Source organism: Pseudescherichia sp. AS216 (assembly GCF_037152055.1).
In the GTDB taxonomy this organism is placed as follows: domain Bacteria; phylum Pseudomonadota; class Gammaproteobacteria; order Enterobacterales; family Enterobacteriaceae; genus Pseudescherichia.
In genome coordinates this window covers 1-21,650 of record NZ_JBBCMV010000005.1, presented here as the reverse complement: position 1 = coordinate 21,650, position 21,650 = coordinate 1, and the positions used below count along the sequence as shown (strand labels likewise).

General features: G+C 57.4%; 22 protein-coding genes and 1 rRNA gene. 15 read left to right on the top strand and 8 right to left on the bottom strand.

Features of this window, described 5'->3' with window-relative positions:
• Positions 1–20 precede the first annotated feature (20 nt).
• The 11 genes from skp (at position 21) to tilS (ending at position 13,096) form a co-directional block, all read left to right on the top strand.
• Entirely contained in the window at positions 21–515 is a 495-nt protein-coding gene (skp, locus tag WFN61_RS15105; RefSeq protein ID WP_144819375.1) for a molecular chaperone Skp, read from the top strand.
• A 3-nt stretch (positions 516–518) separates the two neighbouring features.
• Positions 519–1,547, top strand: coding sequence for a UDP-3-O-(3-hydroxymyristoyl)glucosamine N-acyltransferase (gene lpxD, locus WFN61_RS15100; RefSeq protein WP_337038894.1), 1,029 nt, complete (start codon positions 519–521; stop codon positions 1,545–1,547).
• Between the two features lie 100 nt (positions 1,548–1,647).
• The gene (fabZ, locus tag WFN61_RS15095; protein ID WP_006173598.1) at positions 1,648–2,103 is read left to right on the top strand and encodes a 3-hydroxyacyl-ACP dehydratase FabZ; all 456 of its coding nucleotides are present in this window, start codon (positions 1,648–1,650) and stop codon (positions 2,101–2,103) included.
• A 3-nt stretch (positions 2,104–2,106) separates the two neighbouring features.
• Complete coding sequence (lpxA, locus tag WFN61_RS15090) at positions 2,107–2,895, top strand: acyl-ACP--UDP-N-acetylglucosamine O-acyltransferase (RefSeq protein ID WP_144819373.1); 789 nt, start codon at positions 2,107–2,109, stop codon at positions 2,893–2,895.
• A complete protein-coding gene (lpxB, locus tag WFN61_RS15085) occupies positions 2,895–4,043 on the top strand; it encodes a lipid-A-disaccharide synthase (RefSeq protein ID WP_312235264.1) in 1,149 nt (382 codons plus the stop codon). Before lpxA ends, lpxB begins: the two co-directional genes overlap by 1 nt.
• Positions 4,040–4,636 (top strand): ribonuclease HII, encoded by a 597-nt coding sequence (gene rnhB, locus WFN61_RS15080; RefSeq protein WP_144819371.1) that lies wholly within the window; start codon positions 4,040–4,042, stop codon positions 4,634–4,636. The genes lpxB and rnhB overlap by 4 nt, the downstream gene beginning before the upstream one ends.
• Before the next feature lie 32 nt (positions 4,637–4,668).
• The gene (gene dnaE, locus WFN61_RS15075; RefSeq protein ID WP_312282417.1) at positions 4,669–8,151 is read left to right on the top strand and encodes a DNA polymerase III subunit alpha; all 3,483 of its coding nucleotides are present in this window, start codon (positions 4,669–4,671) and stop codon (positions 8,149–8,151) included.
• A gap of 12 nt (positions 8,152–8,163) precedes the next feature.
• Complete coding sequence (accA, locus tag WFN61_RS15070; protein ID WP_144819369.1) at positions 8,164–9,123, top strand: acetyl-CoA carboxylase carboxyl transferase subunit alpha; 960 nt, start codon at positions 8,164–8,166, stop codon at positions 9,121–9,123.
• Positions 9,124–9,219: 96 nt separating this feature from the next.
• Positions 9,220–11,358 (top strand): lysine decarboxylase LdcC, encoded by a 2,139-nt coding sequence (locus tag WFN61_RS15065; protein WP_144819368.1) that lies wholly within the window; start codon positions 9,220–9,222, stop codon positions 11,356–11,358.
• Between the two features lie 56 nt (positions 11,359–11,414).
• Complete coding sequence (locus tag WFN61_RS15060) at positions 11,415–11,807, top strand: VOC family protein (protein WP_144819367.1); 393 nt, start codon at positions 11,415–11,417, stop codon at positions 11,805–11,807.
• A complete protein-coding gene (gene tilS / locus WFN61_RS15055; protein WP_436880901.1) occupies positions 11,804–13,096 on the top strand; it encodes a tRNA lysidine(34) synthetase TilS in 1,293 nt (430 codons plus the stop codon). The genes WFN61_RS15060 and tilS overlap by 4 nt, the downstream gene beginning before the upstream one ends.
• Before the next feature lie 29 nt (positions 13,097–13,125).
• On the opposite strand, the gene rof is transcribed toward tilS, so the two are convergent.
• Both rof and WFN61_RS15045 read right to left on the bottom strand, forming a co-directional pair.
• On the bottom strand, positions 13,126–13,386 hold the full coding sequence (gene rof / locus WFN61_RS15050; RefSeq protein WP_141092967.1) for a Rho-binding antiterminator: 261 nt from the start codon (positions 13,384–13,386) through the stop codon (positions 13,126–13,128).
• Positions 13,373–13,573, bottom strand: coding sequence for a YaeP family protein (locus tag WFN61_RS15045; protein WP_144819365.1), 201 nt, complete (start codon positions 13,571–13,573; stop codon positions 13,373–13,375). The genes rof and WFN61_RS15045 overlap by 14 nt, the downstream gene beginning before the upstream one ends.
• A gap of 159 nt (positions 13,574–13,732) precedes the next feature.
• Between WFN61_RS15045 and WFN61_RS15040 the strand changes: the two genes are divergently transcribed.
• Both WFN61_RS15040 and arfB read left to right on the top strand, forming a co-directional pair.
• The gene (locus tag WFN61_RS15040; protein WP_144819364.1) at positions 13,733–14,278 is read left to right on the top strand and encodes a YaeQ family protein; all 546 of its coding nucleotides are present in this window, start codon (positions 13,733–13,735) and stop codon (positions 14,276–14,278) included.
• The gene (arfB, locus tag WFN61_RS15035) at positions 14,275–14,694 is read left to right on the top strand and encodes an alternative ribosome rescue aminoacyl-tRNA hydrolase ArfB (RefSeq protein ID WP_337038893.1); all 420 of its coding nucleotides are present in this window, start codon (positions 14,275–14,277) and stop codon (positions 14,692–14,694) included. Before WFN61_RS15040 ends, arfB begins: the two co-directional genes overlap by 4 nt.
• Before the next feature lie 43 nt (positions 14,695–14,737).
• Here the strand turns inward: arfB and proS are convergent, their stop codons facing one another.
• From proS to metN, 6 genes are all read right to left on the bottom strand, one after another.
• A complete protein-coding gene (gene proS, locus WFN61_RS15030) occupies positions 14,738–16,456 on the bottom strand; it encodes a proline--tRNA ligase (protein ID WP_144819362.1) in 1,719 nt (572 codons plus the stop codon).
• A 111-nt stretch (positions 16,457–16,567) separates the two neighbouring features.
• Positions 16,568–17,275: a tRNA (N6-threonylcarbamoyladenosine(37)-N6)-methyltransferase TrmO gene (tsaA, locus tag WFN61_RS15025; protein WP_144819361.1), complete on the bottom strand. Its 708-nt coding sequence runs from the start codon at positions 17,273–17,275 to the stop codon at positions 16,568–16,570.
• Complete coding sequence (gene rcsF / locus WFN61_RS15020; protein WP_103820625.1) at positions 17,272–17,679, bottom strand: Rcs stress response system protein RcsF; 408 nt, start codon at positions 17,677–17,679, stop codon at positions 17,272–17,274. Before rcsF ends, tsaA begins: the two co-directional genes overlap by 4 nt.
• A 107-nt stretch (positions 17,680–17,786) precedes the next feature.
• Complete coding sequence (locus tag WFN61_RS15015) at positions 17,787–18,602, bottom strand: MetQ/NlpA family lipoprotein (protein ID WP_144819359.1); 816 nt, start codon at positions 18,600–18,602, stop codon at positions 17,787–17,789.
• A 43-nt stretch (positions 18,603–18,645) separates the two neighbouring features.
• On the bottom strand, positions 18,646–19,299 hold the full coding sequence (locus tag WFN61_RS15010; protein ID WP_042390667.1) for a methionine ABC transporter permease MetI: 654 nt from the start codon (positions 19,297–19,299) through the stop codon (positions 18,646–18,648).
• Positions 19,292–20,323: a methionine ABC transporter ATP-binding protein MetN gene (gene metN, locus WFN61_RS15005; protein WP_312235266.1), complete on the bottom strand. Its 1,032-nt coding sequence runs from the start codon at positions 20,321–20,323 to the stop codon at positions 19,292–19,294. Before metN ends, WFN61_RS15010 begins: the two co-directional genes overlap by 8 nt.
• A 186-nt stretch (positions 20,324–20,509) precedes the next feature.
• Between metN and gmhB the strand changes: the two genes are divergently transcribed.
• Both gmhB and WFN61_RS14995 read left to right on the top strand, forming a co-directional pair.
• Positions 20,510–21,076: a D-glycero-beta-D-manno-heptose 1,7-bisphosphate 7-phosphatase gene (gmhB, locus tag WFN61_RS15000; RefSeq protein ID WP_144819357.1), complete on the top strand. Its 567-nt coding sequence runs from the start codon at positions 20,510–20,512 to the stop codon at positions 21,074–21,076.
• 371 nt (positions 21,077–21,447) lie between these two features.
• Positions 21,448–21,650: ribosomal RNA gene (locus WFN61_RS14995) — 16S ribosomal RNA — on the top strand; the annotation flags it as partial.

The window sequence follows — 21,650 nt, the reverse complement described above, 5'->3', positions numbered from 1 at the left end:
GGGATGGTAAGGAGTTTATTGTGAAAAAGTGGTTATTAGCTGCGGGTCTCGGTTTAGCGATGGTTACCTCTGCTCAGGCAGCGGACAAAATTGCGATCGTTAACATGAACAGCCTGTTCCAGCAGGTCGCTCAGACTACCGGTGTGTCCAAAACGCTGGAAAACGAGTTCAAAGGCCGCGCCAGCGAACTGCAGAGCCAGGAAAACGATCTGCAGGGTAAAATGCAGCGTCTGCAGCGTGATGGCTCAACGATGAAAGCGTCCGATCGTAGCAAGATGGAAAAAGACATCATGTCTCAGCGCCAGGCTTTCTCTCAGAAAGCACAGGCATTTGAGCAGGATCGTGCGCGTCGTTCCAACGAAGAGCGTGGCAAACTGGTTAACCGTATCCAGTCTGCTGTGAAAAAAGTGGCAGCCGACCAGAGCATCGATCTGGTTGTTGACGCAAATACCGTTGCTTACAACAGCAGTGACGTAAAAGACATCACCGCTGATGTGCTGAAACAGGTTAAATAAGTAATGTCTACAATTCGACTGTCTGATTTAGCTCAACAGTTGGATGCAGAGTTACACGGTGATGGCGATATCGCCATCACCGGCGTTGCGTCCATGCAGTCCGCTAAAGCAGGTCAAATCACCTTCATGGTAAATCCAAAATACCGTGAACATCTGGCTGCTTGCCAGGCCTCTGCTGTCGTGATGACGCAGGACGACCTCCCTTTTGCCCACGGCCCTGCGCTGGTAGTGAAAAACCCCTACCTGACGTATGCCCGAATGGCACAAATTCTTGATACCACGCCGCAGCCGGCGCAGGACATCGCCCCGAGTGCGGTGATCGATCCCACGGCGAAGCTGGGTAAAAATGTCTCGGTTGGCGCAAACGCCGTTATTGAATCAGACGTCCAGCTGGGCGATAACGTGGTGATTGGCGCAGGCTGCTTCGTGGGTAAAAAGACAAAAATTGGTGCAGGCTCGCGTTTGTGGGCCAACGTGACCATTTACCACGAGATTGAAATCGGTGAAAATTGCCTTATTCAGTCCAGCACTGTGATCGGTGCGGATGGCTTTGGCTATGCTAACGATCGCGGCAACTGGGTGAAGATCCCCCAGCTTGGGCGGGTGATCGTCGGCGATCGTGTTGAGATCGGTGCCTGTACCACCATTGACCGCGGTGCACTTGACGACACCATTATTGGTAACGGCGTTATCATTGATAACCAGTGTCAGATTGCACATAACGTCGTGATTGGCGACAATACCGCAGTTGCTGGCGGCGTCATCATGGCGGGCAGTTTAAAAATTGGCCGCTACTGCATGATTGGCGGTGCGAGCGTGATCAACGGTCACATGGAAATCTGCGATAAGGTCACCGTAACGGGCATGGGGATGGTGATGCGTCCTATTACTGAACCGGGCGTCTACTCATCAGGTATCCCGCTGCAACCCAATAAAACCTGGCGAAAAACAGCAGCGCTGGTGATGAATATTGATGACATGAGCAAGCGTCTCAAGGCTCTTGAGCGCAAGGTCGTGCCGCAAGACGAATAATTCACCCGTTTTACGCCCAAACTTCTCGGCCTGACGGCATTAGATTGCCGCAGGCCGTGTTATTATTGCCATTCAGTATTTTTTTGACAGGAAGAGTATTTTGACTACTGACACTCATACTCTGCACATTGAAGAGATTTTAGAGCTTCTGCCGCACCGCTACCCGTTTTTACTGGTTGACCGCGTGCTGGATTTCGAAGAAGGTCGTTTTCTGCGCGCAGTAAAAAATGTTTCGGTTAATGAACCCTTTTTCCAGGGGCACTTCCCTGGTAAACCGATTTTTCCGGGCGTTTTGATTCTGGAAGCCATGGCTCAGGCCACCGGCATTCTGGCATTTAAAAGCGTAGGAAAACTGGAACCTGGCGAGCTGTACTACTTTGCCGGTATCGATGAAGCCCGCTTCAAACGTCCGGTAGTGCCAGGAGATCAGATGATCATGGAAGTCACGTTTGAGAAAACGCGCCGTGGTCTGACCCGCTTTAAAGGCGTGGCAACGGTCGACGGTAAAGTTGTTTGTGAAGCTACTATGATGTGTGCACGTAGCCGGGAGGCCTGATACGTGATTGATAAAACTGCCTTTGTTCATCCTACCGCCATCGTGGAAGAGGGTGCCGTTATTGGCGCTAACGCCCACATTGGCCCGTTCTGTATTGTTGGACCCCATGTTGAAATTGGTGAGGGTACCGTACTGAAGTCTCACGTTGTCGTAAATGGCCACACCAAAATTGGTCGCGACAACGAGATCTATCAGTTCGCCTCCATCGGTGAAGTGAACCAGGATCTCAAATATGCTGGCGAACCGACCCGGGTGGAAATTGGCGATCGTAACCGCATTCGCGAAAGCGTAACCATTCACCGTGGTACCGAACAGGGCGGTGGTTTGACGAAGGTGGGCAGCGGTAACCTGCTGATGATCAACGCACACGTTGCGCACGATTGTACGGTAGGGAACAACTGTATCCTCGCTAACAATGCGACGTTAGCGGGCCACGTTTCGGTCGACGATCATGCCATCATCGGTGGCATGACGGCGGTGCACCAGTTCTGCATCATCGGTGCGCACGTGATGGTGGGTGGCTGCTCTGGCGTTGCCCAGGACGTGCCACCGTATGTGATTGCTCAGGGCAACCACGCCACGCCGTTCGGGGTTAACATCGAAGGGCTGAAACGTCGCGGCTTCAGCCGTGAAGCGCTGATTGCCATTCGCAACGCCTACAAGCTGCTCTACCGCAGCGGTAAGACGCTGGAAGAGGTTAAGCCGGAGATCGCCGAGCTGGCGGAAGCGCACCCGGAAGTCCGCGCGTTCAGCGAGTTCTTTGAGCGCTCGACGCGGGGCCTGATCCGTTAATGGTTGACGATCGTCCGCTTACGATTGCCCTGGTCGCCGGAGAAACCTCCGGCGATATTCTTGGTGCCGGTCTTATCCGTGCGCTCAAGCAGCGCGTGCCCAATGCCCGCTTTGTCGGCGTGGCAGGCCCGCTGATGCAGGCCGAGGGCTGCGAGGCCTGGTACGAGATGGAAGAGCTGGCGGTGATGGGTATCGTGGAGGTACTGGGCCGACTGCGTCGCCTTTTGCATATCCGCGCCGATCTGACCCGCCGCTTTACCGCGCTTAAGCCGGACGTTTTTGTCGGCATCGACGCCCCGGATTTCAACATTACCCTTGAGGGCAACCTCAAACAGCAGGGTATTAAAACGATTCACTACGTCAGCCCCTCTGTCTGGGCCTGGCGACAGAAACGCGTTTTCAAAATAGGCAGATCCACCGATCTGGTGCTGGCTTTCCTGCCTTTCGAAAAAGCGTTTTATGACCGCTTTAACGTGCCGTGCCGCTTTATCGGCCATACCATGGCGGATGCCATGCCGCTGGATCCCGATAAAAATGCCGCGCGCGACGCGCTTGGGCTTTCGCACGACGCCCACTGTCTGGCCCTGCTGCCAGGCAGCCGCGGCGCGGAAGTCGAGATGCTCAGCGCTGACTTCCTGCGCACCGCGCAGATCCTGCGCCAGCACTATCCTGATTTAGACGTGGTCGTGCCGCTGGTCAACGCTAAGCGCCGGGAGCAGTTCGAACGCATCAAAGCCGAGGTTGCGCCTGATCTGGTGGTTCATCTGCTGGACGGCAAAGGTCGCGAGGCGATGGTGGCCAGCGACGCCGCACTGCTGGCCTCCGGCACCGCTGCGCTAGAGTGCATGCTGGCAAAATGCCCGATGGTGGTCGGCTATCGCATGAAGCCGTTTACCTTCTGGCTGGCAAAACGGCTGGTGAAAACCGACTACGTTTCGCTGCCTAACCTGCTGGCCGGGCGCGAGCTGGTGAAAGAGCTGCTGCAGGAAGAGTGTCAGCCGCAGCTGCTAGCGGATGCGCTGCTGCCGCTGCTGGCCCGGGGCAACACCAGCCACGCCATGCACGACACCTTCCGTGAACTGCATCAGCAGATCCGCTGCAATGCAGACGAACAGGCGGCGGATGCTGTGCTGGAGCTAGCAAAATGAATGAATTTATCTATCCGCACCACCACCTTGTGGCGGGTGTGGATGAGGTGGGCCGTGGCCCGCTGGTCGGCGCGGTCGTTACGGCGGCGGTGATCCTTGACCCTGCCAGGCCCATTATCGGCCTGAACGACTCCAAAAAACTGAGTGAAAAACGCCGTCTGACGCTGTTTGCTGAGATTCAGGAAAAAGCGCTATGCTGGAGTCTGGGCCGCGCCGAGCCGCATGAAATTGACGAGCTGAACATTCTGCATGCGACCATGCTGGCAATGCAGCGCGCCGTGGCCGGGCTATCGGTTGTTCCCGAATACGTGCTGATCGACGGCAACCGCTGTCCGGCCCTGCCTATGCCTTCCATGGCGGTGGTGAAAGGGGATAGCCGGGTAGCGGAAATTAGCGCGGCCTCCATTATTGCCAAAGTCACGCGTGATGCCGAGATGGCTGCGCTTGACCTGACGTTCCCTCAATATGGCTTTGCGCAGCATAAAGGGTATCCGACCGCTTTCCACCTGGAGAGACTGGCGGAGCACGGCGCGACAGAGCATCACCGGCGTAGCTTTGCGCCAGTAAAACGCGCGCTGGGGCTGGTCTCCTGATTGCTGCAGTAAACTAAGTAAACTGGAAGAAGATGGCTGAACCACGTTTTGTCCACCTACGGGTGCACAGCGACTACTCCATGATCGATGGGCTGGCTAAGACCGGGCCGCTGGTAAAAAAGGCGGCCGCATTGGGTCAGCCTGCACTGGCGATCACCGATTTTACCAACCTCTGTGGTCTGGTTAAGTTCTACGGAACGGGCCACGGGGCAGGGATTAAGCCAATCGTTGGGGCGGATTTTCACGTCCAGAGCGATATCATGGGCGACGAGTTTACCCAAATTACGGTGCTCGCGGCCAACAACACCGGCTACCAGAACCTGACGCTGCTCATCTCCCGTGCCTACCAGCGTGGCTACGGCGCGCTGGGGCCGTGGATCGACCGGGAGTGGCTGGCGGAGATGAACGAGGGGCTGATCCTGCTCTCCGGCGGACGTATGGGCGACGTGGGCAAAAGCCTGCTGCGCGGCAACGCGGCGCTGGTGGATCAGTGCGTGAGCTTCTACGAGACCCACTTCCCGGATCGCTTCTATCTGGAGCTGATCCGTACTGGCCGTCCTGACGAAGAGAGCTACCTGCACGCGGCGGTAGAGCTGGCCCAGGCGCGTGGTCTGCCGGTCGTGGCGACCAACGACGTCCGCTTTATCGACAGCGGCGATTTTGACGCCCACGAAATTCGCGTGGCGATTCACGACGGTTTTACCCTCGACGATCCCAAGCGCCCGCGCCTCTATTCGCCGCAGCAGTATATGCGCAGCGAAGAGGAGATGTGCGAGCTCTTCTCCGATATCCCGGAAGCGCTGGAGAACAGCGTCGAGATCGCCAAACGCTGCAACGTCACCGTGCGTCTCGGCGAGTATTTCCTTCCGCAGTTCCCCACCGGCGACATGACCACCGAAGATTTCCTGGTCCTGAAGTCGAAAGAGGGGCTGGAGGAGCGTCTGGAGTTCCTCTTCCCGGACCCGGCGGTGCGCGCCGAGAAGCGCCCCGCGTACGATGAGCGCCTCGACGTTGAGCTGAAAGTGATCAACCAGATGGGCTTCCCGGGCTACTTCCTGATCGTGATGGAGTTCATCCAGTGGTCGAAGGATAACGGTGTCCCGGTAGGGCCAGGGCGTGGTTCCGGTGCAGGCTCGCTGGTCGCCTATGCGCTGAAGATCACCGACCTCGATCCGCTGGAATTTGACCTGCTGTTCGAACGCTTCCTGAACCCGGAACGTGTCTCGATGCCTGACTTCGACGTTGACTTCTGCATGGAGAAACGCGACCAGGTTATCGACCACGTGGCAGAGATGTACGGTCGCGAGGCGGTGTCACAGATTATCACCTTCGGTACGATGGCGGCGAAAGCGGTGATCCGCGACGTGGGCCGCGTACTGGGCCACCCCTACGGCTTTGTGGATCGCATCTCTAAGCTGGTACCGCCGGATCCGGGCATGACCCTGGCAAAAGCCTTCGAGGCCGAGCCGCAGCTGCCGGAGATCTACGAGGCCGATGAAGAGGTCAGAGCCCTCATCGACATGGCGCGCAAGCTGGAAGGGGTAACGCGTAACGCCGGTAAGCACGCCGGTGGGGTAGTGATCGCCCCAACCAAAATTACCGATTTTGCGCCGCTCTACTGCGACGAAGCCGGGCAGCATCCGGTTACCCAGTTCGATAAGAACGACGTGGAATACGCGGGGCTGGTGAAGTTTGACTTCCTCGGTCTGCGTACGCTGACGATCATCGACTGGGCGCTGAAGATGATCAACCCGCGCCGGGCGAAGCAGGGGCTGGAGCCGATTGATATCGCCGCCATCCCCCTCGACGACAAGAAAAGTTTTGATATGCTGCAGCGCTCGGAGACCACCGCGGTCTTCCAGCTTGAATCCCGCGGCATGAAGGATCTGATTAAACGCCTGCAGCCCGACTGCTTCGAAGATATGATCGCCCTGGTGGCTCTGTTCCGCCCTGGTCCGTTGCAGTCCGGGATGGTAGATAACTTTATCGACCGTAAGCACGGTCGGGAAGAGATCTCCTATCCTGACGTGCAGTGGCAGCACGAGTGCCTGAAGCCGGTGCTGGAGCCGACCTACGGCATTATCCTCTACCAGGAACAGGTGATGCAGATTGCCCAGGAGCTCTCCGGCTATACGCTGGGCGGCGCGGACATGCTGCGCCGTGCGATGGGTAAGAAGAAGCCGGAAGAGATGGCCAAGCAGCGCTCGGTCTTTGAAGACGGGGCGAGAAAGAACGGCATTGACGGTGAGCTGGCGATCAAAATCTTTGACCTGGTAGAGAAATTCGCCGGTTACGGATTTAACAAATCGCACTCCGCTGCCTATGCTTTGGTGTCGTACCAGACGCTGTGGCTGAAGGCCCACTATCCCGCTGAGTTTATGGCGGCGGTTATGACGGCGGATATGGACAACACCGAGAAGGTAGTCGGGCTGGTGGATGAGTGCTGGCGGATGGGGTTAAAGATCCTGCCGCCGGATATCAACTCCGGGCTGTACCATTTTCACGTTAACGACGACGGCGAGATTGTCTACGGGATCGGCGCAATCAAGGGCGTGGGTGAAGGCCCGATTGAAGCCATTCTGGAAGCGCGAAATAAAGACGGCTACTTCCGTGAGCTGTTCGACCTTTGCGCCCGCACCGACACCAAAAAGCTTAACCGGCGGGTGCTGGAGAAGCTGATTATGTCCGGGGCGTTTGACCGCCTTGGGCCGCACCGTGCCGCGCTGATGAACTCGCTGAACGATGCGCTAAAGGCCGCCGATCAGCATGCCAAGGCAGAGGCAATCGGTCAGGCGGATATGTTCGGCGTGCTGGCGGAGGAGCCGGCGCAGATCGAGCAGTCCTATGCCAACTGCCAGCGCTGGCCGGAGCAGGTGGTGCTGGACGGGGAGCGTGAGACGTTGGGGCTCTACCTGACGGGCCACCCGATTACCCAGTATTTAAAAGAGATTGAGCGCTATGTCGGCGGGCTTCGGCTCAAAGACATGCACCCCACAGAGCGTGGTAAGATCACCACCGCTGCGGGGCTCGTCATTGCGGCGCGGGTTATGGTCACCAAGCGCGGCAATCGTATCGGTATCTGTACGTTGGATGACCGTTCCGGCCGTCTGGAGGTGATGTTATTCACCGACGCGCTGGATAAATACCAGCATTTGCTGGAAAAAGACCGCATACTCATCGTCAGCGGACAGGTCAGCTTTGATGACTTCAGCGGGGGGCTTAAAATGACCGCCCGCGAAGTGATGGACATTGACGAAGCCCGGGAAAAATATGCTCGCGGGCTTGCTATCTCGCTGACGGACAGGCAAATTGATGACCAGCTTTTAAACCGACTCCGTCAGTCTCTGGAACCCCACCGTTCGGGAACAATTCCAGTGCATCTCTACTACCAGAGAGCGGATGCGCGCGCCCGGTTGCGCTTTGGTGCAACATGGCGTGTCTCTCCGAGCGATCGTTTACTTAACGATCTGCGTGGCCTGGTTGGCCCGGAGCAGGTGGAACTAGAGTTTGACTAATACAGGAATACTATGAGTCTGAATTTCCTTGATTTCGAACAGCCGATCGCCGAGCTGGAAGCGAAAATCGATTCCCTGACGGCTGTGAGCCGCCAGGATGAAAAACTGGATATTAACATCGACGAAGAGGTGCATCGTCTGCGCGAAAAAAGCGTAGAGCTGACGCGCAAAATCTTTGCCGATCTCGGCGCATGGCAGGTCGCGCAACTGGCGCGCCATCCACAGCGTCCGTACACCCTGGATTATGTCCGCCTGGCGTTTGATGAGTTCGACGAGCTGGCCGGTGACCGCGCCTACGCTGACGATAAAGCCATCGTTGGCGGTATCGCGCGTCTGGACGGGCGTCCGGTGATGATCATTGGTCATCAGAAAGGGCGTGAAACCAAAGAAAAAATCCGCCGTAACTTCGGTATGCCAGCGCCGGAAGGCTATCGTAAAGCGCTGCGCCTGATGGAGATGGCCGAGCGTTTCAACATGCCGATCATCACCTTCATCGACACTCCGGGTGCTTACCCTGGCGTGGGCGCGGAAGAGCGCGGCCAGTCTGAAGCCATTGCCCGCAATCTGCGTGAGATGTCGCGTCTGAACGTGCCGGTGATCTGCACCGTCATTGGTGAAGGCGGCTCCGGCGGCGCGCTGGCTATCGGCGTGGGCGACAAAGTTAACATGCTGCAGTACAGCACCTACTCGGTTATCTCCCCGGAAGGCTGTGCGTCTATTCTGTGGAAGAGCGCCGATAAAGCGCCGCTGGCGGCAGAGGCGATGGGCATTATCGCTCCGCGTCTGAAAGAGCTGAAGCTGATCGACTCCATCATTCCAGAACCGCTGGGTGGCGCACACCGCAACCCAGAGGCCATTGCCGCGTCGCTGAAGGCGCAGCTGCTGGAGGATCTGGCCGATCTGGACGTGCTGAACAAAGAGGAGCTGCGTGACCGTCGTTACCAGCGCCTGATGAGCTACGGCTACGCCTGATCTCTGTAGAACGCCGGGCGGCGCTCACGCGTGCCCGGCCTACAAAACCCGCTCGCCTCAACTATGCTTACCTGTGAATTCGCACGGAGGTAAGCATTGAATATCATCGCCATCATGGGGCAGCAGGGCGTTTTTTATAAAGACGAGCCCCTCAAAGAGCTTCACCTTGCGCTGGAGCAGCAGGGTTTCCAGCTCATCTACCCCACCAGCAGCAACGACCTGTTAAAACTCATCGAACACAACCCGCGCATCTGCGGCGTCATCTTTGACTGGGACCAGCATGGCCTGGATCTGTGCAGCGACATCAACCAGCTCAACGAGTATCTACCACTCTACGCCTTTATCAATACCCACTCCACGATGGACGTCAGCGCCCACGATATGCGTATGGCGCTCTGGTTTTTTGAGTACGCCCTGGGCGTAGCCGACAGCATTTCGACGCGTATCCGCCAGTATACTAACGAGTATCTGGACCAGATCACGCCGCCTTTTACCCGCTCGCTGTTCACCTATGTGAAAGAGGGCAAGTATACCTTCTGTACTCCCGGGCACATGGCCGGCACCGCCTACCAGAAAAGCCCGGTAGGCTGCCTGTTTTATGACTTTTTCGGCGGCAATACCCTCAAGGCCGACGTCTCGATCTCCGTGACCGAGCTGGGATCCCTGCTCGATCATACCGGCCCACACCTGGAGGCCGAAGAGTATATCGCCCGCACCTTTGGCGCAGAGCAGAGCTACATGGTGACCAACGGCACCTCGACCTCCAATAAGATTGTGGGCATGTATGCCGCGCCTGACGGCAGCACGCTGCTTATCGATCGCAACTGCCACAAGTCGCTGGCCCACCTGCTGATGATGAGCGACGTGGTACCGATCTGGCTCAAACCGGGACGCAACGCGCTGGGTATTTTAGGTGGCATTCCCCGCCGCGAGTTTAGCCATGAGAGCATTACAGAGAAGGTGGCGGCAACGCACGGAGCCAGCTGGCCGGTGCACGCGGTGATCACCAACTCTACCTATGACGGGCTGCTCTACAACACCAACTGGATCAAAGAGACCCTGGATGTGCCGTCGATTCACTTCGATTCGGCATGGGTTCCCTACACCAACTTCCACCCTATCTATGAAGGCAAGAGCGGCATGAGCGGCGATCGCGTGCCGGGCAAAGTCTTCTTTGAAACCCAGTCGACGCACAAGATGCTGGCCGCGTTCTCCCAGGCATCGCTGATCCACGTCAAAGGCGAATATGACGAAGAGACCTTTAACGAAGCCTATATGATGCATACCACCACCTCGCCCAGCTATCCGCTGGTGGCCTCTATCGAGACGGCCGCGGCGATGCTGCGGGGTAATCCGGGTCGGCGGCTAATCAACCGCTCCGTCGAGCGCGCGCTCCACTTCCGCAAAGAGGTGCAGCGACTGAAAGACGAGGCGGAGGGCTGGTTCTTCGATATCTGGCAGCCGGAGGATATTGAAGAGGCTGACTGCTGGCCGGTTGCTCCCGGTGAGGCGTGGCACGGCTTCCGCGAGGCGGATGACGACCATATGTTCCTCGATCCGGTCAAGGTGACTATTCTGACACCGGGCATGGACGAGCAGGGCAACATGGGTGAGGAGGGCATTCCCGCCGCGCTGGTGGCGAAATTCCTCGACGAGCGCGGCGTGGTGGTAGAGAAGACCGGCCCCTACAACCTGCTGTTCCTGTTCAGTATCGGCATCGATAAAACCCGGGCGATGGGGCTGCTGCGCGGTCTGATGGAGTTTAAACGCGCCTACGATCTCAACCTGCGGGTGAAGAACATGCTGCCGGACCTCTACGCGGAGGATCCCGACTTCTACCGCAACATGCGCATTCAGGATCTGGCCCAGGGGATCCACAAGCTGATCTGCCAGCACGAGCTGCCGCGCCTGATGCTCCAGGCCTTTGACGTGCTGCCGCATATGATCATGACCCCGCACCAGGCGTGGCAGCTCCAGGTCAAAGGCGAGGTGGAGACCGTCGAGCTCGAGGCGCTGGTGGGAAGAGTCTCTGCCAATATGATCCTGCCGTATCCGCCGGGGGTCCCGCTGCTGATGCCAGGGGAGATGATCACCGAGCGTAGTCGGGCGGTGCTCGATTTTCTGCTGATGCTCTGCGCCATCGGCCGCCACTATCCTGGTTTTGAAACGGATATCCACGGTGCGAAGCGCGATGAGGACGGCGTTTACCGGGTAAGGGTCTTAAAACAGGCCTGACCCTCTTGCGCAGGGATGCGCAGCGTCGTAACGTTGGCATGAAAAAAGGAGGGGTTATGCTTGGTTTAAAAAAGGTTCATCACATCGCGATCATTGCGACGGATTATGCAAAGAGCAAAGCGTTTTACTGCGACATCTTAGGCTTTACGCTGCAGAGCGAAGCCTATCGTGAAGAGCGGGACTCATGGAAGGGCGATCTGGCGCTGAACGGCGAGTATGTGATTGAGCTTTTCTCCTTTCCTTTCCCGCCCGCGCGCCCCAGCCGCCCTGAGGCCTGCGGCCTGCGCCATCTGGCTTTCAGCGTGGACGACGTAGAGCGGGCGATGACGCACCTGCAACAGCACGGCGTTGAGTGCGAGCCGGTGCGTATCGATCCCTTTACCGGCAAGCGCTTCACCTTCTTTAGCGATCCCGACGGTCTGCCGCTGGAGCTGTACCAGCAGGAATGACGCCTTCAACGCTTATGCAGAGCCTGCACGCCCGCCGCCGTTTTCTGGTAGCGTTTAGCGGCGGGCTGGATTCCACCGTTCTGCTGCACCAGCTGGTGCAGTGGCGCATGCAGCAGCCTGACGTTTCCCTGCGGGCGATCCACGTTCATCATGGGCTTAGCTCAAACGCCGATGCCTGGGTGGCGCACTGCCAGCAGGTTTGCAGCCGCTGGGATGTGCCTCTGAGCGTAGTCCATGTGACGCTGGCGGCGGACGGTTTAGGGATTGAAGGCCAGGCGCGTAAGGCGCGCTATCAGGCCTTTGCCGAGGCGCTGCTGCCGGGAGAGGCGCTGCTTACCGCCCAGCATCAGGATGACCAGTGCGAAACGCTGCTGCTGGCCCTGAAACGGGGTAGCGGTCCGGCGGGGCTGGCGGCCATGCCGGCCGAGCTGCCCTTCTACGGCACCCAGCTGCTGCGCCCGCTGCTCAATGAAACCCGAGAGACGCTGGAGCAGTGGGCCTGTGCCCATCGGCTAAGCTGGATCGAAGATGAGAGTAATCAGGACGCCAGCTACGATCGCAACTTTATCCGCCTGGAGGTTCTGCCCCTGCTGAAGCAGCGCTGGCCGCACTTTGCCAACGCGGCAGCGCGTAGCGCGGCGCTGTGCGGTGAGCAGGAGCAGCTTCTGGACGAGCTGCTGGCAGACGAGCTGGCGGGCCTGGTCAGCGTGGAAGGCGCATTAACCGTTGCGCCCTTGATGACCATGAGCGCCAATCGCCGGGCGGCGCTTCTTCGCCGCTGGTTGAGCGGCCTGGGTGCGCCAATGCCGTCGCGGGATCTGCTGACCCGCATCTGGCAAGAGGCGATCATGGCCCGGGAAGATGCATCCCCGCGTCTGGTGCTGGGATCCCATGAGATCCGTCGTTTTCAGGGCCAGCTTTGGTGGGTGAAAAGCACCCCCAGCCAGCGGCAAACCGTGATTTGCTGGCCCGCGACCCTGGCGCCACTGACACTCCCCGCCGGGCTGGGAGAGCTGGCGCTGGTGCCGGGGGGCGATATTCGCCCGCCGCAGCCAGATGAGCCGGTGACGGTGCGCTTTCATGCGGCAGGGATGCTCTACATTGCAGGACGCCACGGCGGGCGCAAGCTGAAAAAAGTGTGGCAGGAGCTCGGGGTCGCCCCCTGGCTGCGGGATACCACGCCCATCCTGTTTTATGGCGAAACGCCAATCGCGGCGGCAGGGCAGTTTGTGACGCAGGCAGGGCTGGCGGAGAGGAGTGACGGGTTACGGCTTACGTGGCGGAAATAACGGGCAGCATGCTGCCCGCTGGAACAGGATCAGGATTCGCTCACCACAACGGTGCCGATATCCGGGTGGCTAAAGCTGGCAATTTTGTCGAGACGGAGTTCACGCGTTTCACCTGCTGCATCGACGAGCAGGTACTCAACGTTCTTACGCGAGACTAAATCGCTGGCTTTGCCTTTGAGCTCTTCGCCATCTTTCAGCGTCAGCGTCAGTAACAGATGATGCTGGCAGGCGAGTTCAAGGTTGTCATAGTCATCGCAGTTGATAGGTTGATACGTTTCATTCATTGACATAATCGCTCACCAGTAAGTTCGCGGCAGCATAGGCTGCCTTTTCCCTGACGGGCTCAGGAAGCACATCGTCCGATGCCACTTCATTGAGCGCTTTTAACACGCAGCCCAGCGCATCCGGGATATACCCTAAGTCTCCGCTGGCAATCTCCGCATACCGCTTGCGTATTAACTCACAATAATTGTCCACATGCCCTCCTGTCAGTGTACTGACTTCACCGTGGGATGTAAGTTTAAGCCTACGAAGATAAACTCTGTTTCGCAAGCTGACTATACCATACTCATTCCGGCAATATCAGCGGACTGAATGTTTGCTACAATAGGCGCTATTTTGCGAAGGAGCGACAACATGGCATTGAAAGCAACCATTTATAAAGCGACGGTGAACGTGGCCGATCTGGACCGCAACCAGTTTCTTGATGCCACCCTCACCCTGGCGCGCCACCCTTCTGAAACCCAGGAGCGCATGATGCTGCGCCTGCTGGCGTGGATAAAATTTGCCAACGAGCGGTTGCAGTTTAGCCGTGGGCTTAGCGCGGAAGATGAGCCGGAAGCCTGGCTGCGCAACGATCACATGGGGATCGATCTGTGGATTGAGCTGGGGCTGCCGGAAGAGCGACGCATCAAGAAAGCCTGCTCCCAGTCAAAAGAGGTGGCCCTCTTTACCTACAACAGCCGGGCGGCACAGGTCTGGTGGCAGCAGAATCAGAACAAGCTGTCTGGATTCAGTAACCTGAGCATCTGGTATCTTGATGATGAGCAGCTGGCCCAGCTCAGCGCCTTTGCCTCCCGCACCATGGTGCTTCAGGCCACTATTCAGGATGGCGCAATCTGGCTCTCGGATGCGGAAAACAACGTGGAGATCCATCTGACAACCTGGCAGAGCGCAGCATGATCGCGATTTCACGCAGCGTCGCTATTCCCGAAAGCGAGATCGAGCTAACCGCCATTCGCGCCCAGGGCGCGGGTGGACAGCACGTGAATAAAACCTCTACGGCGATCCACCTGCGCTTCGATATCAAAGCCTCCAGCCTGCCGGAGGCGTACAAAGAGCGCCTGCTGGCGGCCAGCCACCATCTCATTACCAGCGATGGCATGGTGGTGATCAAGGCCCAGGAGTACCGCAGCCAGGAGATGAACCGCGAAGCGGCGCTGGCCCGTCTGGTGTCGTTGATTCAGGAGCTGATGGTGGAGCAGAAGAGCCGTCGTCCTACGCGCCCGACGCGGGCGTCGAAAGAGCGGCGTCTGGCAACCAAGTCGCAAAAGTCGTCGGTAAAAGCGATGCGCGGCAAGGTGCGCGGCGGAGAGTAGGGGAAGCAAGCCCGGCAGACAGCGCCGCCGGGCAGAGCAGGGTTTAGCCTTTGATGGCTTTAACCAGATAGTTGAGAATGTCGCCGGTTTTAATCATCTGCTTCTCGCCGTTACGACGGTATTTGTATTCGATCTCGTCGCTGTCGAGGTTGCGGTCGCCGATCACGATAGTGTGCGGAATACCAATCAGCTCCATATCAGCAAACATCACGCCCGGACGCTCTTTACGATCGTCCATCAGCACCTCAATCCCCTGCGCGTTCAGCTCAGCGTAAAGCTTCTCGGCCAGCTCCTGTACGCGGAAAGATTTGTGCATGTTCATCGGCAGAATGGCAACCTGGAACGGTGCAATCGCGTCCGGCCAGACGATCCCGCGATCGTCGTGGTTCTGCTCAATGGCCGCCGCTACTACGCGCGTCACGCCGATACCGTAGCAGCCCATGGTCAGGATCTGGTTACGGCCATCTTCGCCCTGGACTGACGCTTTCAACGCTTCAGAGTACTTGGTGCCCAGCTGGAAGATATGTCCTACTTCGATACCGCGCTTGATCATCAGGGTACCCTGGCCGTCCGGGCTTGGGTCGCCAGCAACCACGTTACGGATGTCAGCCACTTCAGGGGTAGCGACGTCGCGATCCCAGTTAATGCCGAAGTAGTGCTTGCCGTCGACGTTCGCGCCAGCAGAGAAGTCGCTCATCGCAGCAACGGTACGGTCGATAACCACCGGGATCGGCATGTTCACCGGGCCGAGGGAGCCTGGACCGGCGTTGACGATAGCGCGGATCTCAGCTTCGGTGGCGAAGGTCAGCGGGCTGGCAACCTGGGGAAGCTTCTCAGCCTTTACTTCGTTCAGCTCGTGATCGCCACGTACCAGCAGGGCCACCAGCGGGTAAGCGCCGCCCTCTACCGCTTTCACCAGCAGGGTCTTAACGGTCTTCTCGATCGGCAGATTAAACTGCTCCACCAGCTCGGCGATGGTTTTCGCGTTCGGCGTATCGACCAGGGTCATCTCCTGAGTGGCCGCCGCGCGCGCTTCTTTCGGTGCAAGCGCTTCGGCAAACTCGATGTTGGCCGCGTAGTCAGAGGTGTCGGAGAAGATCACATCATCTTCACCGCTCTGGGCCAGTACCTGGAACTCGTGCGAGGCATTGCCACCGATAGAGCCGGTATCCGCCTGCACGGCACGGAAGTCGAGATCCATGCGGCTGAAGATTTTGCTGTAGGCGGCGTACATCGCATCGTAAGTGATCTGCAGCGATTCCTGAGAGGTATGGAAAGAGTAGGCATCTTTCATCAGGAACTCACGGGAGCGCATCACGCCAAAACGCGGGCGTACTTCGTCACGGAATTTGGTCTGGATCTGATAGAAGTTCAGCGGCAGCTGCTTGTAGGAGCTCAGCTCGTTGCGGATCAGATCGGTGATGACCTCTTCATGCGTCGGGCCGAGAACAAATGGGCGCTCGCCGCGATCGGCAATGCGCAGCAGCTCCGGACCGTACTGCTCCCAGCGACCGCTCTCCTGCCACAGGTCAGCGGGCTGAACCACCGGCATTAACACCTCGATCGCACCGGCGTTGTTCATCTCTTCACGCACGATGTTTTCGACTTTTTTCAGAACGCGCACGCCGGTCGGCAGCCAGGTGTATAACCCGGAGGCCAGCTTGCGGATCAACCCGGCGCGGAGCATCAGCTGATGGCTGATCACTTCGGCGTCGGCTGGTGTCTCCTTCAGTGTGGAGAGCAGATATTGGCTAGTACGCATGTTATTACGATTCCATTTGGACGATGGGCACAGGCCCAAAGCGGGCCTGACACAAAAAAAGTGATTCAGTTTACCAGCGAGACAGCTATGTCAAAAGAGAGCGGGCAGAATTTACCGCGCTTCCAGTGCAAAGACCTCAAAGCCCGCGTCGGTCACCCGCCAGCGGACGTTAAAATCGAGCAGCCAGACGGCATACTCCTTGCCTGCCTCTTCCTGCTGGCGATAGGCGGGGCGAGGATCCTGCGCCAGCACCTCAACGATAAACTGTCGGAGATGCGGATAGCGCTTCTCCAGCTGCGGCAGGCGCTCTGCAAGCTCGGGGGTAAAGCCCACCGGCATAGTGGCCTGCGGAGCCTGCTGGGCGTAGCTGGCTTTGGCCTCTGGCAGCGCTTCGGCAAAGGGCAGGTAGGGTTTAATATCCACCACCGGCGTGCCGTCCACCAGATCGAGGCTACCCAGATCAAGGATCACCTGCTCACCCTGGCAGCGGATGCCTTTTAGTTCCACCAGCGACATACCGATGGGATTCGGGCGAAAGGTCGAGCGGGTGGCAAACACCCCCATTCTGGCGTTGCCGCCGAGCCGGGGAGGGCGCACCGTGGGCCGCCAGCCGCCTTCCATCGTTTGATGAAAAATAAACAGCAGCCAGAGGTGGCTAAACGCCTCCAGCCCGCGCACCGCATCGGCCTGATTATAGGGGGCGATGAGATGAAGCTCACCGCCGCCGCTTTTCACCAGCCCCGGCTGACGCGGAACGGCAAACTTCTCTTTATAGGGGGAGCGAATAACGCCTATCTGCGCAAACTGAAAGGTGCTCATTTCGCCGAAACGTTAAGCGCCGATCCGATGCACACGGCCTGGCGATAGCAGCCCGGCGTGCCGCTGGTCACTTCGCAGCTGTGCTGAAGTACCGCATTGGCTTTCATTTTGGCCGCGTTGATCTGCATACGCTTGCGGGCGGTCGGGATATTCGGCGGAGAGTCCTGGTTGCTCGCCTGGCAGGAGTCACCGGAGACCTCACCCAGATCGCGGAACGTTTTGCCAATCAGCTCTTCCGGATTGGTGATGACCCTGACCGGGGCCGGAGGAGACACCTTCGCTTTCACTGGCTCTGCTTTCGGCGGCGTTGCTGCGTTGCTTTGAACGGGTTCGACGGGAGATCTGCTTAGCATGGAGCAGCCGCTGAGCATGAGTGCCAGTAAACAGATCGGTAAAGCACGCATAGTATTTCCTCAATGAATAATCAAATTGTCAGTTATTGAACCAGTTGCCTGCATAAATGACAAGGCGGGCTTGCGCCCGCCCTGAATGATATTATACCGAGGAGAGATTACCAGCCTTTAACCGCGCCGCCGTTAAAGACCTTGTTCGCCGCCTGGTCAACTTCGTCAGACTGGTAGGCCTGCACGAATTTCTTCACGTTTTCCGCGTCTTTGTTGTCTTCACGGGTCACGATCATGTTCACGTACGGGGAGTCTTTGTCTTCAACGAAGATACCGTCTTTCGCCGGGGTCAGGTTGATCTGGCTGGCGTAGGTGGTGTTGATCACCGCCAGGGCAATCTGCGCGTCGTCCAGCGAACGCGGCAGCTGCGGTGCTTCCAGCTCAACAATCTTGAGGTTTTTCGGGTTCTCGGTCACGTCCAGAATGGACGGCAGCAGGCCAACGCCATCTTTCAGTTTGATCAGACCCTGTTTTTGCAGCAGCAGCAGAGAGCGGCCAAGGTTGGTCGGATCGTTCGGAACCGCAATCTGCGCGCCATCCTGCAGTTCGCTCAGGGCTTTGATCTTCTTGGAGTAGCCCGCGATAGGGTAGACAAAGGTGTTGCCTGCGGAAACCAGCTTATAGCCGCGATCTTTGATCTGCTGATCCAGATACGGTTTATGCTGGAAAGCGTTAGCATCGATATCGCCCTTGCTCAGCGCTTCGTTTGGCAGTACGTAGTCGTTGAAGGTCACCAGTTCAACGTCGAGGCCATATTTGTCTTTTGCCACTTTCGCAGCTACTTCAGCAACCTGCTGCTCAGCACCGACGATAACGCCGACTTTAATATGGTTCGGATCTTTTTCATCCTGGCCGCAGCCTACCAATGCCAGAGCACCAATTAGCGCACCCGCCGCCGCAAAGGTCTTAAATTTGAACACCATGCTATTTCCTTAACTCACTGAGTCGATTGTGTTGTGTACAACGCTATTTATGCGTCACTGCCCGGACGATACGATCGCCAGAGAACTGAATCAGATAAACCAGCACGACTAATAATATCAGCACCGTGTTCATTACGGTGGCGTTATAGCCGATATACCCATACTGATAGCCGATCTGGCCCAGACCGCCTGCGCCAACCGCGCCGCCCATGGCGGAGTAGCCCACCAGGGTGATTAACGTGATGGTGGCCGCGTTAACCAGTCCCGGCATGGCTTCAGGCAGCAGCACCTTGCGCACGATCTGCATCGGCGTCGCGCCCATGGCACGGGAAGCTTCAATCAGGCCGGTCGGGATCTCCAACAGCGCGTTTTCCACCATACGGGCAATAAAGGGCGCAGCGCCCACGGTCAGGGGGACTATCGCCGCCTGCAAACCGATGGAGGTGCCGACAATCACGCGGGTGAAGGGGATCATCCATACCAGCAGGATAATAAACGGAATGGAGCGGAAGATATTCACCAGCGCAGAGAGGGTGCGATAGAGCTTGGCGTTCTCAACGATCTGCCCCGGACGGGTCACGTACAGCAGCACGCCCACCGGCAGGCCAATCACAAACCCAAAGAAGCCGGAGACAAAGGTCATCGCCAGCGTCTCCCAGACGCCACGCGCCAGTAACCACATCATTGGCTCAGACATAACCCAGTACCTCTACTTTTACATGATGTTCCTGCAGCCAGGCGATGGCGGCCTGGGTATCCTGCTGCGAGCCGTGCATTTCGGTCAGCATAATGCCGAACTTCACGCCGCCGGCGTAATCCATCTGCGCACTGATAATGTTGTTATTGACGTTGAACCGACGCGCGGTCTCGGAGAGCAGCGGCGCGTCTACCGACTGACCGGTAAACTCCATGCGCAGCATCGGCACGCTGTCGGCCTCTGCCTCGGCCTTCAGGCGCTGCTGGTAATCTTCCGGAATATCCAGATGCAGCGTGGACTGAATAAACTGCTGCGCCAGCGGCGTCTTTGGATGGGAGAACACTTCGCTGACCGTATCCTGTTCGATCAGCTCACCGTTGCTGATCACCGCCACGCAGTCACAGATACGCTTCACGACATCCATCTCATGGGTAATAAGAAGAATGGTTAAGCCGAGACGACGGTTAATGTCTTTCAGCAGCTCCAGAATAGAGCGGGTGGTCGCTGGATCCAGCGCGCTGGTGGCTTCATCGCAGAGCAGCACTTTCGGATTGCTTGCCAGCGCACGGGCAATGGCCACGCGCTGCTTCTGACCGCCGGAGAGGTTAGCCGGATAGCTGTCGTGCTTATCGGCAAGGCCGACCAGGTCCAGCAGTTCGCTCACGCGACGCTTGATTTCGGCCGCCGGGGTGTTGTCCAGCTCCAGCGGCAGCGCCACGTTGCCGTAAACCGTACGGGAAGCCAGCAGGTTGAAGTGCTGGAAAATCATGCCAATCTGACGGCGTGCGCGGGTAAGCTGCGCTTCCGACAGCGTCGTCAGCTCTTCGCCGCCCACCTGAACGCTGCCCTGCGTTGGGCGCTCAAGCAGATTGACGCAGCGAATCAGCGTACTTTTACCAGCACCCGATGCGCCGATGACGCCATAAATTTGCCCGGCAGGGACATGCAGGCTGACATTGTTCAGCGCCTGAATGGTGCGGTTCCCCTGCTGGAACACTTTGGTGATATTCGAAAGTTTAATCATTAGAATATTTTTATCGTAAGAGTTAGCCGTGGCATTTTGTTCTGCCAGATACGGGCAGTGACCGTAAACAAAGCGGATGGTAAGGCATCCAGACGTCTAATTCAATGTAACTCGCTCTCATGAGCACTTTCTTGCCGCGTGAAACATGAGATACTAGCGTGACACGTCTTTTCCAGGAGTAAGCCGGTGGCACAATCAGTACCCGCAATTTTTCTCGATCGTGATGGCACGATTAACGTCGATCATGGTTACGTCCACGAGATTGACGATTTTGAGTTTATCGATGGCGTAATAGATGCCATGCGTGAATTAAAAGCGATGGGCTTCGCGCTGGTGCTGGTAACTAATCAGTCCGGCATTGCACGGGGCAAGTTTACCGAAGCGCAGTTTGAGACCCTGACCGAATGGATGGACTGGTCGCTGGCGGATCGCGGCGTCGATCTGGACGGCATCTACTACTGCCCTCATCACCCTCAGGGCACCGTGGAAGAGTATCGCCAGGTGTGCGACTGCCGTAAGCCGCATCCGGGCATGCTGATCTCTGCAAGCGACTTTTTGCATATCGACATGGCCGCCTCTTATATGGTGGGCGATAAAGTAGAGGATATGCAGGCAGCGGCAGCGGCTGGCGTCGGCCATAAAGTATTAGTGCGTTCCGGCAAACCGGTGACCCCTGAGGGGGAAAATGCAGCAGATTGGGTGCTTAATAGCCTTGCGGAGCTGCCTGCAGCGATTAAAAAGCAGCAAAAGTAGTCGTTATGACGAAAAGATGAGCGGTTGAAATAAAATTGTATTTTTCCGCTTGTCAGCGCCGAATAACTCCCTATAATGCGCCTCCATCGAAACGGCAAACGTGAATCACTTCACGGAAACAGCCGGTCCGGTTGAAGAGAAAAAATTCTGAAATTGAGGGTTGACTCTGAAAGAGGAAAACGTATTATACGGGACCTCGCAACGGTGAGCGAAAGCCGCGTTGCACTGCTCTTTAACAATTTATCAGACAATCTGTGTGGGCACTCGAAGACATGGATTCTTAAACGTCGCAAGACGCTAAATGAATACCAAGTCTCTGGAGTGAACATACGTAATTCATTACGAAGTTTAATTCTAAGAGCATCAAACTTAAATTGAAGAGTTTGATCATGGCTCAGATTGAACGCTGGCGGCAGGCCTAACACATGCAAGTCGAACGGTAGCACAGAGGAGCTTGCTCCTCGGGTGACGAGTGGCGGACGGGTGAGTAATGTCTGGGAAACTGCCTGATGGAGGGGGATAACTACTGGAAACGGTAGCTAATACCGCATAACGTCGCAAGACCAAAGAGGGG

Bases quoted from the DNA above. Each gene is read 5' to 3' on its own strand.
- lpxD (WP_337038894.1), top strand. From the start codon at position 519: ATGTCTACAATTCGACTGTCTGATTTAGCTCAACAGTTGGATGCAGAG.
- lpxB (WP_312235264.1), top strand. From the start codon at position 2,895: ATGGTTGACGATCGTCCGCTTACGATTGCCCTGGTCGCCGGAGAAACC.
- rnhB (WP_144819371.1), top strand. From the start codon at position 4,040: ATGAATGAATTTATCTATCCGCACCACCACCTTGTGGCGGGTGTGGAT.
- dnaE (WP_312282417.1), top strand. From the start codon at position 4,669: ATGGCTGAACCACGTTTTGTCCACCTACGGGTGCACAGCGACTACTCC.
- accA (WP_144819369.1), top strand. From the start codon at position 8,164: ATGAGTCTGAATTTCCTTGATTTCGAACAGCCGATCGCCGAGCTGGAA.
- WFN61_RS15060 (WP_144819367.1), top strand. From the start codon at position 11,415: ATGCTTGGTTTAAAAAAGGTTCATCACATCGCGATCATTGCGACGGAT.
- tilS (WP_436880901.1), top strand. From the start codon at position 11,804: ATGACGCCTTCAACGCTTATGCAGAGCCTGCACGCCCGCCGCCGTTTT.
- rof (WP_141092967.1), bottom strand. From the start codon at position 13,386: ATGTCAATGAATGAAACGTATCAACCTATCAACTGCGATGACTATGAC.
- WFN61_RS15040 (WP_144819364.1), top strand. From the start codon at position 13,733: ATGGCATTGAAAGCAACCATTTATAAAGCGACGGTGAACGTGGCCGAT.
- arfB (WP_337038893.1), top strand. From the start codon at position 14,275: ATGATCGCGATTTCACGCAGCGTCGCTATTCCCGAAAGCGAGATCGAG.
- proS (WP_144819362.1), bottom strand. From the start codon at position 16,456: ATGCGTACTAGCCAATATCTGCTCTCCACACTGAAGGAGACACCAGCC.
- tsaA (WP_144819361.1), bottom strand. From the start codon at position 17,275: ATGAGCACCTTTCAGTTTGCGCAGATAGGCGTTATTCGCTCCCCCTAT.
- rcsF (WP_103820625.1), bottom strand. From the start codon at position 17,679: ATGCGTGCTTTACCGATCTGTTTACTGGCACTCATGCTCAGCGGCTGC.
- WFN61_RS15015 (WP_144819359.1), bottom strand. From the start codon at position 18,602: ATGGTGTTCAAATTTAAGACCTTTGCGGCGGCGGGTGCGCTAATTGGT.
- WFN61_RS15010 (WP_042390667.1), bottom strand. From the start codon at position 19,299: ATGTCTGAGCCAATGATGTGGTTACTGGCGCGTGGCGTCTGGGAGACG.
- metN (WP_312235266.1), bottom strand. From the start codon at position 20,323: ATGATTAAACTTTCGAATATCACCAAAGTGTTCCAGCAGGGGAACCGC.